The sequence below is a fragment of the Marinobacter sp. DSM 26671 genome (assembly GCF_900112835.1).
GTDB lineage: Bacteria > Pseudomonadota > Gammaproteobacteria > Pseudomonadales > Oleiphilaceae > Marinobacter > Marinobacter flavimaris.
Genome location: NZ_FONF01000002.1, coordinates 204,164 through 217,419, shown reverse-complemented (window position 1 = coordinate 217,419; position 13,256 = coordinate 204,164). Strand labels below are relative to the sequence as shown.

At 57.2% G+C, this 13,256-nt stretch carries 13 protein-coding genes; 10 read left to right on the top strand and 3 right to left on the bottom strand.

Translation table 11 applies throughout. The features are described 5' to 3' along the window. Window positions 1–75 precede the first annotated feature (75 nt). The 3 genes from BM035_RS03110 to BM035_RS03100 all read right to left on the bottom strand — a co-directional run bounded on the left by BM035_RS03110 (window position 76) and on the right by BM035_RS03100 (window position 3,014). Window positions 76–678, bottom strand: coding sequence for a Yip1 family protein (locus BM035_RS03110; RefSeq protein WP_008176254.1), 603 nt, complete (start codon window positions 676–678; stop codon window positions 76–78). A gap of 157 nt (window positions 679–835) precedes the next feature. Next, complete coding sequence (locus BM035_RS03105) at window positions 836–2,122, bottom strand: HlyC/CorC family transporter (protein WP_008176252.1); 1,287 nt, start codon at window positions 2,120–2,122, stop codon at window positions 836–838. 85 nt (window positions 2,123–2,207) lie between these two features. Next, on the bottom strand, window positions 2,208–3,014 hold the full coding sequence (locus BM035_RS03100; RefSeq protein WP_008176250.1) for a cytochrome C assembly family protein: 807 nt from the start codon (window positions 3,012–3,014) through the stop codon (window positions 2,208–2,210). 182 nt (window positions 3,015–3,196) lie between these two features. Between BM035_RS03100 and ffh the strand changes: the two genes are divergently transcribed. From ffh to recJ, 10 genes are all read left to right on the top strand, one after another. Beyond that, window positions 3,197–4,588, top strand: coding sequence for a signal recognition particle protein (gene ffh, locus BM035_RS03095; RefSeq protein WP_008176248.1), 1,392 nt, complete (start codon window positions 3,197–3,199; stop codon window positions 4,586–4,588). 163 nt (window positions 4,589–4,751) lie between these two features. Beyond that, window positions 4,752–4,991 (top strand): 30S ribosomal protein S16, encoded by a 240-nt coding sequence (gene rpsP / locus BM035_RS03090; protein WP_008176245.1) that lies wholly within the window; start codon window positions 4,752–4,754, stop codon window positions 4,989–4,991. A gap of 27 nt (window positions 4,992–5,018) precedes the next feature. Next, complete coding sequence (rimM, locus tag BM035_RS03085) at window positions 5,019–5,546, top strand: ribosome maturation factor RimM (protein WP_008176242.1); 528 nt, start codon at window positions 5,019–5,021, stop codon at window positions 5,544–5,546. A 3-nt stretch (window positions 5,547–5,549) separates the two neighbouring features. Beyond that, on the top strand, window positions 5,550–6,296 hold the full coding sequence (trmD, locus tag BM035_RS03080) for a tRNA (guanosine(37)-N1)-methyltransferase TrmD (RefSeq protein ID WP_008176240.1): 747 nt from the start codon (window positions 5,550–5,552) through the stop codon (window positions 6,294–6,296). Between the two features lie 37 nt (window positions 6,297–6,333). After that, entirely contained in the window at window positions 6,334–6,690 is a 357-nt protein-coding gene (rplS, locus tag BM035_RS03075; protein WP_008176237.1) for a 50S ribosomal protein L19, read from the top strand. Window positions 6,691–6,804: 114 nt separating this feature from the next. After that, window positions 6,805–7,707 carry a site-specific tyrosine recombinase XerD gene (gene xerD / locus BM035_RS03070; protein ID WP_092030286.1) on the top strand — a complete coding sequence of 301 codons (903 nt, stop codon included), beginning with the start codon at window positions 6,805–6,807 and terminating at the stop codon, window positions 7,705–7,707. 128 nt (window positions 7,708–7,835) lie between these two features. Continuing rightward, window positions 7,836–8,567: a DsbC family protein gene (locus BM035_RS03065; RefSeq protein WP_008176233.1), complete on the top strand. Its 732-nt coding sequence runs from the start codon at window positions 7,836–7,838 to the stop codon at window positions 8,565–8,567. Between the two features lie 145 nt (window positions 8,568–8,712). Next, window positions 8,713–10,014 (top strand): homoserine dehydrogenase, encoded by a 1,302-nt coding sequence (locus BM035_RS03060; RefSeq protein WP_014576269.1) that lies wholly within the window; start codon window positions 8,713–8,715, stop codon window positions 10,012–10,014. 11 nt (window positions 10,015–10,025) lie between these two features. Further along, window positions 10,026–11,426, top strand: a complete 1,401-nt coding sequence (gene thrC, locus BM035_RS03055) for a threonine synthase (RefSeq protein ID WP_008176229.1) — start codon at window positions 10,026–10,028, stop codon at window positions 11,424–11,426. Between the two features lie 6 nt (window positions 11,427–11,432). After that, window positions 11,433–13,166, top strand: coding sequence for a single-stranded-DNA-specific exonuclease RecJ (recJ, locus tag BM035_RS03050; RefSeq protein WP_008176227.1), 1,734 nt, complete (start codon window positions 11,433–11,435; stop codon window positions 13,164–13,166). Window positions 13,167–13,256 lie beyond the last annotated feature (90 nt).

The window sequence follows — 13,256 nt, the reverse complement described above, 5'->3', positions numbered from 1 at the left end:
GAGCAAATTCAAAAAAACACGGGGTGCCCAACAGGCACCCTCGTGCAGATTACTGACTTGCAAGATAATTTGCGGTCAGTTCACGTAAACCGGGCCTATGCCCATGCTCCAGATAACAACACTGATGGCGAGCAGGGCAACGAACATAACCAGGCCAACCGTCAGGACTGCAGAAGCGAACATGAACCCCTTGTCCGCCGGGATCCTCATCAGAATCGGTAGCCCTTCGTAAAGCAGGTAGACCGCGTAGGCAACCGCCACCAGGCCTGCCAGCATATTCACCCATATGTTCGGATACGCGGCGATTACGCCAATCAGGAAAATCGGGGTTGCCGTGTACGCCGCCAGAGCAACGCCTCTGGGCGTCCGTTCTACCGCATCATACGTTGCGGCGAAAAAATCAATGAACTTGCCGAGTATAAAAATGCCGGCAAGCATGGCCGCGTAGAAAAGTGTGGAAAGCTGGAGTGCGCTCGTTACCGACAGCTTGGTGATCTGGCCATCACCAATTTGCCAGCCTACCTGGGTTGTTCCGATGAAGCCGGCAACCGCAGGGATCAATGCCAGCAGCAGAATGTGGCCGGCGTACAGTCTTGTGACAGTCTCGGATTCATTGCGGATCGCCTCCCACTCCTGGTCGGGATGGGCGAGCAGGCCAAACGTGTGTGTCAGACTCATGGACGTATTCCTTGTGATTGTTTTTGTATCGCACGCTCCTTCAGTGTTGGTGGGGGATCACCGGGGGTCAAGCTGGCGGTTAAATTTTGATCTTTCAAGAACGGGAGACGCTATAACCGAAGGGTCTATAGCGCCATAGGGAGGAGGTGTCCGGGTTTTACTGTTTCAGTGACAGAGAACGTTTTTTGCGTTTTTTCGGGTGCACAATGGCTGCTTTCACGACATTGTCCTTGATCTGCAGCACTTCTACCCGATGGCCGTCCACTTTCAGGCAGACGTTGGTGTCGGGGATGTTCTCCAGGGTTTCGGTAATCAGGCCGTTAAGGGTTTTAGGGCCATCGGTAGGGAGCTTCCAGCCCAGGGTCTTGTTGATGGTTCGAACGGCGGAAGTGCCATCAATAATGAACGTGCCGTTGTCCTGCGGAATGATGTCCGGGCTGGTGGCGGCATAGTCCGTCGTAAAGTCGCCGACGATCTCTTCAAGTATGTCTTCCAGTGTCGCGAGGCCAAGAACGTCGCCGTATTCATCGACAACAACGCCGAACCGTCGACGACCTTTCTGGAAGTTGATCAGTTGGGTGTTCAGGGGCGTGCTTTCCGGAATGAAATAGGGTTCCTGGCAAAGCTGCATGATCATGGCCTTGTTGATTTCCTCCTGTTGCAGCAGTTTGGAAGCGCTGCGCAGGTGCAGTATGCCCTGAATGTTATTGATGTCGCCCTTGAAGACCGGAAGCCGGGTATGCTGGCTGCTGCGCAGTTGGCGCAGAATGGTGTCGGTGTCGTCTTCCAGGTCGATACCCACTACCTCGTTTCTCGGCACCATGATGTCATTCACGGTCACTTTTTCCAGGTCCAGAATGCTGACCAGCATGTCCTTGTGCTTGGCGGGTATCAGGGCGCCTGCCTCATTCACCAGTGTTCGCAGTTCTTCCCGGCTGAGGTGGTCGTTGGCAGCGTCTGCGGCGGAAACGCCCAGCAGTTTCAGTATGCCTCCGGTGAACAGGTTCACCGCCCAGACAATCGGATACAGGATTTTCAGCAGCGGACCGAGTATGTAACTGGCCGGGAAGGCAATTTTCTCGGGAAATAGTGCTGCAAGGGTTTTCGGAGTGACTTCTGCGAAGATCAGGATCACGATGGTCAGCAGGATGGTGGCAATCGCGATGCCGGCATCGCCCCAGACCCGAATCGCGATAACCGTGGCGATCGAAGAGGCGAAGATGTTCACGAAGTTGTTGCCGATCAGGATGACGCCGATCAGCTGGTCGGTTCGTTGCAGCAGGCCCTGGGCGCGCTTGGCACCTTTATGGCCGGTTTTGGCCATATGTTTGAGACGATATCGGTTGAGCGACATCATCCCCGTCTCGGAGCTCGAGAAGAAACCGGAAAGGAGGATCAGTCCAACCAGGAGAATAAACAGCGCGGTGAGCGATGTTTCGTTCAAAAGAGGTGTCCTTATATTGCTGACAAGTAGCGAAAATAGGGTTTCGGCGAGCGTTGTGTCAAGAGAATAACCGGTGCTTCCGGTGTCAGCCGCCGCGCTGGAAGATCAGTTCCAGCACAAACTTGCTGCCGTAGAAGGCCAGCATCAGGAGTGCGCAGCCAGCGAGGGTCCAACGGCTGGCGGTGATGCCCCTCCAGCCTTTGGTGTAACGACCAATCAGGAGCGCCACAAACACAAGCAGGGACAGGATCGAGAACAGGGTCTTGTGGGCGAGATTCTGGGCAAAGAGATCCTCTATAAAGAGGGCGCCGGTCACAATGGCCAGAATCAGCATGACGACGCCAGCCCAGACCATCTCGAACAGCAGCGACTCCATGGTTTGAAGAGGTGGCAGGTTACGAACCAGCAGGCTGTTGTAATTGTGCTTCAGTTGGCGATTCTGGAAGTAAAGTAGAACCGCCTGGATGGCCGCCAGAGTAAAGAGGCTGTAGGCTGTCACCGAAAGCGCAATATGGGAGAGCATGCCGTAGCTTTGCTCGGACACCAGTCTCGAGGGTCCATGGGTAACCAGGGCGAGAATAATGGTGAGGCCGGCCAGCGGGTACACGCCGAGAAACAGGCTTTGCACCGGCTTTTTAAGGTTGAGTCCCAATAGAAGGAAGACGATCAGCCAGGAAATAAGCACGGAGCTTTTGAAAAAACTGAAATCGAAGCCGCCGTCGTGGTGGACTGTCTGGCCAATGAGAAGTCCGTGGCTGGTCAGGGCGAGAACGCCAATCAGGGTAGTAATGGCAATGTTGCTTTGAACCCGGCCTCTGAAATGCAGGGCCTGCAGCGCGGTACCGACGCTGTAAAGAAAAAGAGAGGTGACCGCGAGAATCAGCGTTCCCATGACTTCCTTATTAACCACTGTTCTGACTGGGGATCGGCGCTGGTTTGCGCCGATTTGACCGGGCTGGTCGTTTCAGGGCGATAGTCTGGTTATAATGTCGCGATTATGCAACTGGAATCAAGGAGTCGTCGCCGGCTCTGCCGATTCACGCACTCAATTTATCCGGGGTACGGAAGAGCAACATGTTTGAGAACCTCCAAGACCGACTTTCCGGCAGTCTGCGCAAGATTTCCGGCCAGGCGCGCCTCACTGATGACAATATAAAGGACACCCTGCGGGAAGTGCGCATGGCGCTGCTGGAGGCGGATGTCGCCCTGCCGGTGGTGAAGGACTTTGTTGAGGGCGTCCGCAAGCGTGCCATTGGCCAGGAGGTGCAGCGCAGTCTGACGCCGGGCCAGGTCTTTGTGAAAGTTGTCCAGCAGGAGCTGGAACGCGTCATGGGCGAGGGTAATGAATCCCTCAATCTGAACGTCCAGCCGCCGGCCGTAGTCATGATGGCGGGTCTGCAGGGTGCAGGTAAGACGACCACGGTCGCCAAACTCTCGCGCTTCCTTAAAGAGCGGCAGAAAAAATCCGTCCTGGTGGTCAGCGCCGACGTCTACCGTCCGGCGGCGATTCGCCAGTTGGAAACCCTCGCTGGCGAAGTGGGTGTCGAGTTCTTCCCGAGCAGTGCCGATCAGGACCCGGTTGATATTGCCGAGGGTGCCATTGCCGCGGCCAGGAAGAAGCACATTGATGTGGTAATTCTTGATACCGCCGGCCGACTCCACGTCGACGAACAGATGATGGGAGAGATTGGTCGGCTGCATAAAGCGGTCAACCCGGTTGAAACCCTGTTCGTGGTCGATGCCATGACGGGCCAGGATGCCGCCAACACCGCCAAGGCGTTCAACGATGCCCTGCCGCTGACCGGCGTGGTGCTGACCAAAACCGATGGCGATGCCCGTGGCGGTGCCGCCTTGTCTGTTCGTCACATTACCGGTAAGCCGATCAAGTTCCTGGGTGTTGGTGAAAAGTCTGATGCGCTGGAGCCGTTCTATCCGGACCGGGTTGCCTCCCGGATCCTGGGTATGGGCGATGTGCTCTCGCTGATTGAAGAGGCAGAGCGCAAGCTTGATCAGAAGAAGGCCCAGAAGCTCACCAAGAAAATCAAAAAGGGCAAAAGCTTCGATCTGGAGGATTTTCGGGATCAGCTTCAGCAGATGAAGAACATGGGTGGCATCGGTGGCCTGCTCGACAAGTTGCCCGGCATGGGGCAGATGGCCCAGGTGGCGCAGCAACAGGTCAACGACAAGTCCATGGGGCAGATGGAGGCGATCATTTGCTCCATGACGCCAAAAGAGCGGCGTTACCCGGATGTGATCAACAATTCCCGCAAGCGCCGTATCGCCACGGGGTCTGGAACCCAGATCCAGGACGTCAATCGTCTGCTGAAACAGCACAAGCAAATGCAGAAGATGATGAAAAAGTTTGGCAAGAAAGGCGGTATGGCGAATATGATGCGCGGCATGGGCGGCATGATGCCCCCTGGCGGCGGTGGGGGAGGCGGAATGCCCCCGTTTGGCCGTATGTAAAAAGCCTTACATGGAAAACGGGGAAACAACTGGTTTTGCTGTTTTCTTTGGCGCTTTTTTAGCATAGAATAGCGCCCCTTTCGAGTATGGGTCTTCGCGTCAGCTGGTATTCAGCAGGCGTGAATCGTACAAAGTTCGTTCAACAGAACAGGATATTGGTTAAATGGTAATTATCCGTTTGGCTCGTGGCGGCTCCAAGAAGCGCCCGTTCTACCATCTGACAGTCACCGACAGCCGCAAATCCCGCGACGGTCGTTTTATTGAGCGTGTAGGTTTCTTCAACCCGGTAGCCCGTGGTCAGGAAGAGAGTCTTCGCGTTGATCGTGATCGTGTCAATTTCTGGCTCGGTCAGGGCGCGCAGACCAGCGAGCGCGTTGCACAGCTGCTGAAGGCTGCTGGGTAAGACAGTACTGACACCGGGGTTTATGGCATGACACAGAATTCGCAGGAAACTGTGATCGGCCGGATTACCTCGGTGTTTGGGGTCAAAGGATGGCTTAAAGTCTTTTCCTACACAGACCCCAAGGAAGGAATACTGAACTATCCCGATTGGACTCTTGATCTGGATGGCAAGCGTATTCCGGCCAAGCTTGAGGAAGGCCGCCGCCAGGGGCAGGGGATCGTCGTCAGGCTGAAAGGTATTAACGACCGTGATCTGGCCCGCACGTATTGTGGTGCCGAAGTCAGGGTTTCGACTGCTGAATTGCCGCCGCTTCCCGATGGGGAGTACTACTGGTTTCAGTTGGAAGGTCTTGATGTGTTCACGGTGGATGATGAGTGCCTTGGTAAAGTGCACCATCTGATGGAAACCGGATCCAACGATGTTCTGGTGGTGCAGGCAACAGCAGGCTCCATTGATCAACGTGAGCGTCTGATCCCCTATCTGCCGGGCGAAGTGGTGCAGAGTGTTGATCTCGCCGCAAAGCAAATGGTGGTGGACTGGGATCCGGAGTTCTGACGGGTGTGGATTGGCGCAGTCAGTCTGTTTCCGGAAATGTTCGGTGCGGTGACGGATTACGGGATCACAGGGCGTGCGGTTCGGGATGGTCTGCTGACCTTTCGGACCTGGAATCCCCGTGAATTTACCCAAGACCGGCATCGCACGGTAGATGACCGGCCCTATGGTGGCGGTCCGGGCATGCTGATGAAAATTCAGCCCCTGAGGGACGCAATCCATGCGGCACGGGAATCGGCACCCGGAAACCCCTGTGTGGTTTACCTGTCGCCCCAGGGTGAGACGCTGAACCAGTCTGTTGTCGAGTCGCTCGCGGCAGAACAGCAACTGATTCTGGTGGCGGGCCGGTACGAGGGTGTTGATGAGCGCCTGATAGCGACGGAAGTCGATCGGGAAGTGTCACTGGGCGATTTTGTGCTGTCCGGTGGCGAACTGGCAGCGATGGCTGTTATCGATGCGGTTACACGCCTCATCCCCGGAGCGCTGGGTCATGCGCAGTCGGCAGAGCAGGATTCTTTCGCCGACGGTTTGCTGGATTGTCCGCACTACACCCGGCCCGAGGTTTACGAAGGTCAGGCGGTGCCGGATGTTTTATTGGGCGGTCACCATGATCAGATCCGGCGTTGGCGGCTCAAGCAGTCGCTGAGGCGAACCCGGGAGCGACGCCCCGACCTGCTGGAAAAGCGGGTGTTTACGGACGAAGAGCGTGAGCTGCTGGAAGAGATTTTGAACGAACCGGGTGCCTCTGAATAATCAGGGCATTAACAGATTGGGTATCAGGAGCATTACGATGAGCGGCAAGAACAACATCATCAGTCAACTTGAAGCAGAACAGATGACCAAGGAAATCCCCGCGTTTGCGCCGGGTGACACCGTGGTCGTTCAGGTTCGCGTAACCGAGGGTAACCGTGAGCGTCTTCAGGCGTTCGAAGGTGTCGTCATCGGCAAGCGTAACCGTGGAATGAACTCCTCTTTCACCGTACGTAAGATCTCCTACGGTGTCGGTGTTGAGCGTACTTTCCAGAGCTTCTCAAAGCTGATCGAAAGCATCAGTGTGAAGCGTCGTGGCGATGTTCGCCAGGCCAAGCTTTACTACCTGCGCGACCTGTCTGGCAAGGCGGCTCGTATCAAGGAGAAGCTGGGCTGATCAGCAGTGCGCTGAACAGCAGTCAGAAAAAGGCAGCCGAGGGCTGCCTTTTTTGTGTCTGAGGTTTCGGTATGCTTGGTGTGTTGTGGGACCTATGCAGTCTGGGAACTTGCCATGAGAGCAGAAGATGAATCGGTGATCGTCAGGTTTGTTGATGCCATCTGGCTGGAGGACGGACTGGGCGAAAAAACCCGCCAGGCTTACCGGAGCGATCTGTTGCGGTTGTCGGAATGGCTCGAAAGTCAGCCTGGCAAGCCGCTGCTCAAGGATGTTCGCAGAACCGACTTACTGGCGTGGATGTCCAGTGGCCTCGCGCAGGGCGTCAAGAACTCCACGGCGGCCAGGCGGTTGTCCGGGCTGCGGCGGTTTTATCGGTTTCTGCTGCGAGAAGGCCTGATTACTGAAGACCCGACCCTTCGGATTGACAGCCCCAGGCTGCCTCGGCGTCTCCCCGACTCGCTGACCGAGGGCGAGGTGGATGCGCTGCTTTCCGAGCCGGACCCCGGAATTGCCATCGAGCTCAGGGACAAGGCCATGCTGGAAATACTCTACGGTTGCGGTCTGCGGGTCTCGGAGCTGACCGAGTTGCGGGTTGATCAGGTAAACCTTCGTCAGGGCGTGGTTCGGATCACTGGCAAGGGCGACAAGGAGAGGTTGGTCCCCCTGGGTGAAGAGGCAGTGGACTGGTTGCTGCAGTATATGAAGGAAGGGCGGCCGGAACTCCTTAAAGGGCGATCCTGCGATGCGCTGTTCCCGGGCAACCGTGCTGCGGCGATGACTCGTCAGACTTTCTGGCATCGTATTAAGCACTACGCGGTTCGAGTGGGTATTCGCAAACACCTGTCGCCTCATACACTCAGGCATGCCTTTGCCACGCACCTACTTAATCATGGAGCGGACCTGCGTGTGGTGCAGATGCTGCTGGGCCACTCTGACCTGTCGACAACACAGATATACACCCATGTGGCTCGTCAGCGACTGCAGTCGCTGCACCAGGCTCACCATCCCAGGGGCTAGCCGTGGGGCGGTTCCGCGATTGGGGGTGAACTTTCTTTTTGTGTATTTGTCGCATTGAATTGATTCCCGGCCTGTGCCAATACTGCCCGGGTTGTTTAACTGTTTACTGGAAAAGGTTGTTTGCCAGAATGAATATGAAACATGTGGTTGTGGCGCTTGGAGTTGTCCTGGGTGCCTTTGGCGCGGCGAGCGTCAGTGCCGGTGAAGTGGAAGACCGGATTTCCGAGCGTCTGACCCAGGCCGTCCCCGGCCTCAAGGTGGTGTCGGTAAAGGAATCCGAAGCCAAGGGCCTCTATGAGGTTCAGAGCAACAATGGCGACACCATCTACGCGACCGAGGACGGCCAGTACCTGATGACGGGAGATCTTCTCAAGATTACCGATCAGGGCATTGCCAATGTCACCGAAGCCGCCCGCACGGAGGCCCGTCGCGAAATGATGGCGGACTATGGTAACAAGGGAGTTATCAGCTTCCCGGCGAAAAACGAAAAGGCCGTGGTAAACGTGTTTACTGATATCGACTGCCCTTACTGCCGGAAGCTGCATGACGAGGTGCCGCAGTTGAATGGCTATGGCATTACCGTCAATTACTACGCGTTTCCACGGTCCGGCCCCAATACAGCGTCTTTCAAGAAGTATGAGTCGGTCTGGTGTGCTGACGATCAGCAGGCGGCCATGGACGCAGCCAAGGCCGGCCGCTCAGTACCCGACGCAAGTTGCGAAAATCCGGTGGGCGAGCAGTATGAGCTTGGTGGCCGGGTAGGGGTCACAGGGACACCTGCCATTGTTCTGGAAGATGGCAACATGGTTCGTGGCTATGTCCCGGCCCAGCGTCTGGCGGAAGGCCTCGGGCTACTCTGAAATCCTGGCGCACCTATCGTACGGGATGCGTTACACGGTATTTTCGAAGGATCCGATTCAGGGCTTATTCAGTGAGGCCTGAATCGGTATACTATGCCCGCCTAATATAATTCATCAGCACCCCTTCGGGATCAGAGGTGAGAGTTTGAAAGACGTCAGTGTCGGAATCTGCGGATTGGGAACCGTCGGCGGCGGTACCTTTAATGTCTTGACCCGCAACGCCAGGCTGATTGCCGGTCGGGCCGGATGCAATATCCGGATTACCCGGGTTGCCAGTCGCCGGGCTCGCGAGGATATGGACCTCGGCGATGTGCCCTTCAGCACCGACATTTACGACGTGGTGAACGATCCCGACGTGGATATCGTGGTCGAGCTCATCGGTGGTTATGATGCGGCCAAAGAGCTGGTGCTGGCGGCAATCCGCAACGGCAAGCACGTGGTTACCGCGAACAAGGCCCTGATTGCCGTCCACGGCAACGAAATCTTCGAGGCGGCCGAGAAGGCTGGTGTTGTGGTGGCTTACGAGGCGGGTGTCGCCGGCGGTATCCCGGTCATCAAGGCTGTTCGTGAGGGTATGGCGGCAAACCGCATTGACTGGATTGCCGGCATCATCAACGGCACCGGGAACTACATCCTGACCGAAATGCGTGCCGGTCGGGAATTTTCCGAGGTTCTCAAAGAAGCCCAGGATCTTGGGTACGCCGAAGCAGATCCGACCTTTGATGTGGAAGGCATTGATGCCGCCCACAAGCTGACCATACTGGCATCAGCCGGGTTTGGCGTGCCTCTTCAGTTCGAGAAAGGCTTCACCGAAGGCATTTCGAAGATTACCCCTTACGACATTGCTCACGCCGAATTGCTGGGTTATCGCATCAAGCACCTCGGCATTGCCCGTCGCCGCGATGATGGCATCGAGCTGCGTGTGCATCCGACCCTGGTGCCCCAGAGTCATCTGATTGCCCAGGTTGATGGTGTCCTGAACGCGGTCCTGGTGGATGGCGATGCCGTTGGCCAGACCATGTATTACGGTCCCGGAGCAGGGGATGAGGCAACCGGGTCGGCTGTTATTGCCGATATCGTCGATGTGGCCCGTGCCGTGGCGACCGAAAGCAAGCTGCGTGTGCCCTACCTTGGCTTCTCACCGGACGCCATGGAAGACCTGGATGTGCTGTCCATGGAGGACATTCAGTCTGCCTACTACCTGCGCATTACCGCTCTGGATCGTCCGGGTGTGCTGGCCAAGATTGCCTCCATTCTGAGTGAGCATGGCATCAATATCGAGTCGATCATGCAGAAGGAATCCGAGCTGAAGGACGGACGTATTCCGGTGATCATCCTGACCCATACCGTTCAGGAGCGCCAGATCAACCGTGCGATCGAAGAGTTGGAAGCTCTGTCCGACACCGATGGCCATGTTGTCCGCATCCGCGCTGAAAACTTCAACTGACAGGTACGAAAGTGAGATACATCAGTACGCGGGGTGAAGCGCCCGCACTGGGCTTTGAGGATGTTCTGCTGACCGGTCTGGCGACAGATGGCGGCCTCTATGTTCCTGAATCCCTGCCACATTTTGATCTGGAAGAAATCCGGAGCTGGCGCGGGCTTTCGTACAGTGAGCTGGCGTTCAACGTCATGTACCCGTTCGTGGATGACGCTATCCCTGCGGATGATTTCCGCAAGATGCTGGACGAGACCTACTCGGTTTTCGCCCACAAGGCCGTGGCCCCGCTGGTTCAGCTGGATACCAACGAGTGGGTGATGGAGCTTTTCCGCGGTCCGACGCTGGCGTTCAAGGATTTCGCCCTCCAGCTGTTAGGGCGTCTCCTCGACTATGTTCTGGAAAAGCGCAAGCAGCACGTGGTTATCATGGGAGCGACTTCCGGTGACACCGGCTCGGCTGCCATTGAGGGTTGTCGCAGGTGCGAGCACGTGGATATTTTCATTCTGCACCCCTACCAGCGGGTGTCAGAGGTTCAGCGCCGTCAGATGACCACCGTTCAGGGTGAAAACATCCACAACATTGCGGTGCGTGGCAACTTCGACGACTGTCAGCGCATGGTGAAGGAGAGTTTCGGCAACCAGTCGTTCCTGGGTGGCAAAACCCAGCTGGCAGCTGTCAACTCCATCAACTGGGCCCGGATCATGGCCCAGATCGTCTACTACTTCCATGCCTCCCTGGCACTGGGCGGTCCGGATCGGAGCATGGCGTTTTCCGTGCCCACCGGGAACTTCGGCGATATCTTTGCCGGCTACCTTGCCAAGAAGATGGGGCTGCCAATCTCCCAGCTGGTCATTGCCACCAACCGTAACGATATTCTGCATCGCTTCATGAGTGGCAACAAATACGAGCAGCACCAACTCGAACACACCCTGTCTCCGAGTATGGATATCATGGTGTCCAGCAATTTTGAGCGCCTGCTGTTTGATCTCCACGGCCGGGACGGGCTGGCGGTGAAAACCCTGCTGGAAAACGCTGCGAAGGGGCCCGTCAGTATTGAGGACTATCGCTGGAAGCATGCGCGCAAGCTTTTTGACAGCGATGCGGTGGACGACAAGGCCACCTGCGACACCATTCGTGAGATCTACGAGCAGAACGAGTATCTGCTGGATCCTCACACCGCCATCGGCGTCCGTGCAGCGCGCAACTGCCGCCGTGATCAGGTGGTGCCAATGATTACCCTGGGTACCGCACACCCGGCCAAGTTCCCGGATGCCGTGGCAGAGTCTGGCGTCAGTGTAGAGCCACCGCTGCCGGCGCATATGGCCGACCTGTTCGAGCGGGAAGAGCGGTATACCGTATTGGATAATAATATCGACGGTGTGCAGGCATTCATTGCCAAGCACTGGAAAAACGCCTGATCGGGTATGACACCAAAAAAGATCCTGCGTCGCCCCCAGCCCGATACCCTTCCGGACTGGGGGCAAAACCTGCCTCCCTTGCTTCGCCGCCTCTACGCTGCCCGTGGCGTAACTTCTGATGAGCAGCTGAGCTACACCCTGAAACACCTGGCTTCACCCCTGTCTCTGAGAGGTATTGACCGGGCCGTTGAGCTTCTTGCCGAGGCTATCGATCAGCAGCAGCGGGTGCTTGTGCTCGGCGATTTCGACGCCGATGGTGCTACCAGTACAGCCGTTGCCATGCTTGGACTCTCCATGCTGGGTCTGCAGAGTATCGACTTTCGCGTGCCCAGCCGGTTTGCAGATGGCTACGGCCTGACGCCGGGTATTATTGAACGCCTGCGCGACGAGGGTCAGCTCCCGGACCTGATGGTCACCGTTGATAACGGCATATCCGCGGTTGAAGGCGTTCGCGCGGCCAAGGAACTTGGCGTGAAAGTGGTGGTGACCGATCACCACCTGGCCGGCGAAGAGCTTCCGGATGCCGATGCCATCGTCAATCCAAACCAGCCGGGTTGTCCTTTCCTGAGCAAGAACGCGGCCGGTGTTGGCGTCATGTTTTACGTGCTCACAGCGTTGCGCAAGCAGCTCCGGGAAACCAATCGCCTGCCTGATCCCGAACCCAACCTGGGGTGCCTGCTGGACCTCGTGGCGCTCGGTACTGTGGCTGATGTTGTGCCTCTGGACCACAACAACCGGATCTTCGTGGAGCAGGGCTTGCGCCGGATACGCCAGGGTGAGGCCCGTCCCGGTATCCTGGCGCTGCTGGAAGTCGCTGGCCGGGACCACACGGCGATCAGCTCAACCGACCTTGGATTTGTGGTCGGGCCCCGCCTGAATGCCGCCGGGCGGCTGGATGACATGAGTATCGGGATTGCCTGCCTGCTGGCAGACAGTCCGGACGAGGCTCGCCGACTGGCCCGGGAGCTGGATACCTTCAACCGGGAACGTCGCACCATCGAAAAGGACATGAAAGCCCAGGCCCAGGATCTGCTGTCTTCAATGTCGCTGGACCTGGATGGACTGCCCTGGGGGCTTGCGCTTTTCGATACCGATTGGCACCAGGGCGTTATTGGAATTCTGGCTGCCCGTATCCGTGAGCAGACCCATAGACCGACCATTGCCTTTGCGCCGGACGAAAACGGCGAAGACATCAAAGGTTCTGCTCGCTCCATTCCCGGGCTTCATATCCGGGATGTGCTTGCCGTGGTCGACTCACGTCATCCGGGGATCATGAAAAAATTTGGCGGTCACGCGATGGCTGCGGGCATGACCCTCGCCAGGGATGATCTGGATGCCTTTTCCGAGGCCTTCGATCAGGCCGTTCGAGACACCCTCTCGGCCGAGGATCTGGAGGCGGCGATCACAACCGATGGGCCTCTGGGCGCAAGTGAACTGTCGTTGGACACCGCCGCGCTGCTCAAACGCGCCGGCCCATGGGGGCAGCATTTCCCGGAGCCACTGTTCGACGGCGAGTTCCGGGTGGTCAGCCAGCGGATAGTCGGCGAAAACCATCTGAAATTGGTGTTGCAACCTGTCGAAGGCGGCGGGATCATCGACGGTATTGCCTTCAATACCGGGCCGGAAGTGCCTGATTACACGCGCACCGGTGCGCGGGTGGTTTACAAGCCGGATGCCAATACCTTCCGGGGGCGCACCAATCTCCAGCTTCTGGTGGATTACCTCGAGCCTCTTGCCTGATTCACGGAAACCCGCAGGCTGATTTACAAACCGATTTCCGGTAGAATCCCGCCTCTGTTTTTACTCTCCATTTTCTAGAGCGAGTAAGGG

What these genes read in the sequence shown, in the direction of transcription:
- BM035_RS03110 (WP_008176254.1), bottom strand. Translation starts at nt 678, where the DNA reads ATGAGTCTGACACACACGTTTGGCCTGCTCGCCCATCCCGACCAGGAG.
- rplS (WP_008176237.1), top strand. Translation starts at nt 6,334, where the DNA reads ATGAGCGGCAAGAACAACATCATCAGTCAACTTGAAGCAGAACAGATG.
- rimM (WP_008176242.1), top strand. Translation starts at nt 5,019, where the DNA reads ATGACACAGAATTCGCAGGAAACTGTGATCGGCCGGATTACCTCGGTG.
- BM035_RS03100 (WP_008176250.1), bottom strand. Translation starts at nt 3,014, where the DNA reads ATGGGAACGCTGATTCTCGCGGTCACCTCTCTTTTTCTTTACAGCGTC.
- BM035_RS03065 (WP_008176233.1), top strand. Translation starts at nt 7,836, where the DNA reads ATGAATATGAAACATGTGGTTGTGGCGCTTGGAGTTGTCCTGGGTGCC.
- ffh (WP_008176248.1), top strand. Translation starts at nt 3,197, where the DNA reads ATGTTTGAGAACCTCCAAGACCGACTTTCCGGCAGTCTGCGCAAGATT.
- rpsP (WP_008176245.1), top strand. Translation starts at nt 4,752, where the DNA reads ATGGTAATTATCCGTTTGGCTCGTGGCGGCTCCAAGAAGCGCCCGTTC.
- xerD (WP_092030286.1), top strand. Translation starts at nt 6,805, where the DNA reads ATGAGAGCAGAAGATGAATCGGTGATCGTCAGGTTTGTTGATGCCATC.
- recJ (WP_008176227.1), top strand. Translation starts at nt 11,433, where the DNA reads ATGACACCAAAAAAGATCCTGCGTCGCCCCCAGCCCGATACCCTTCCG.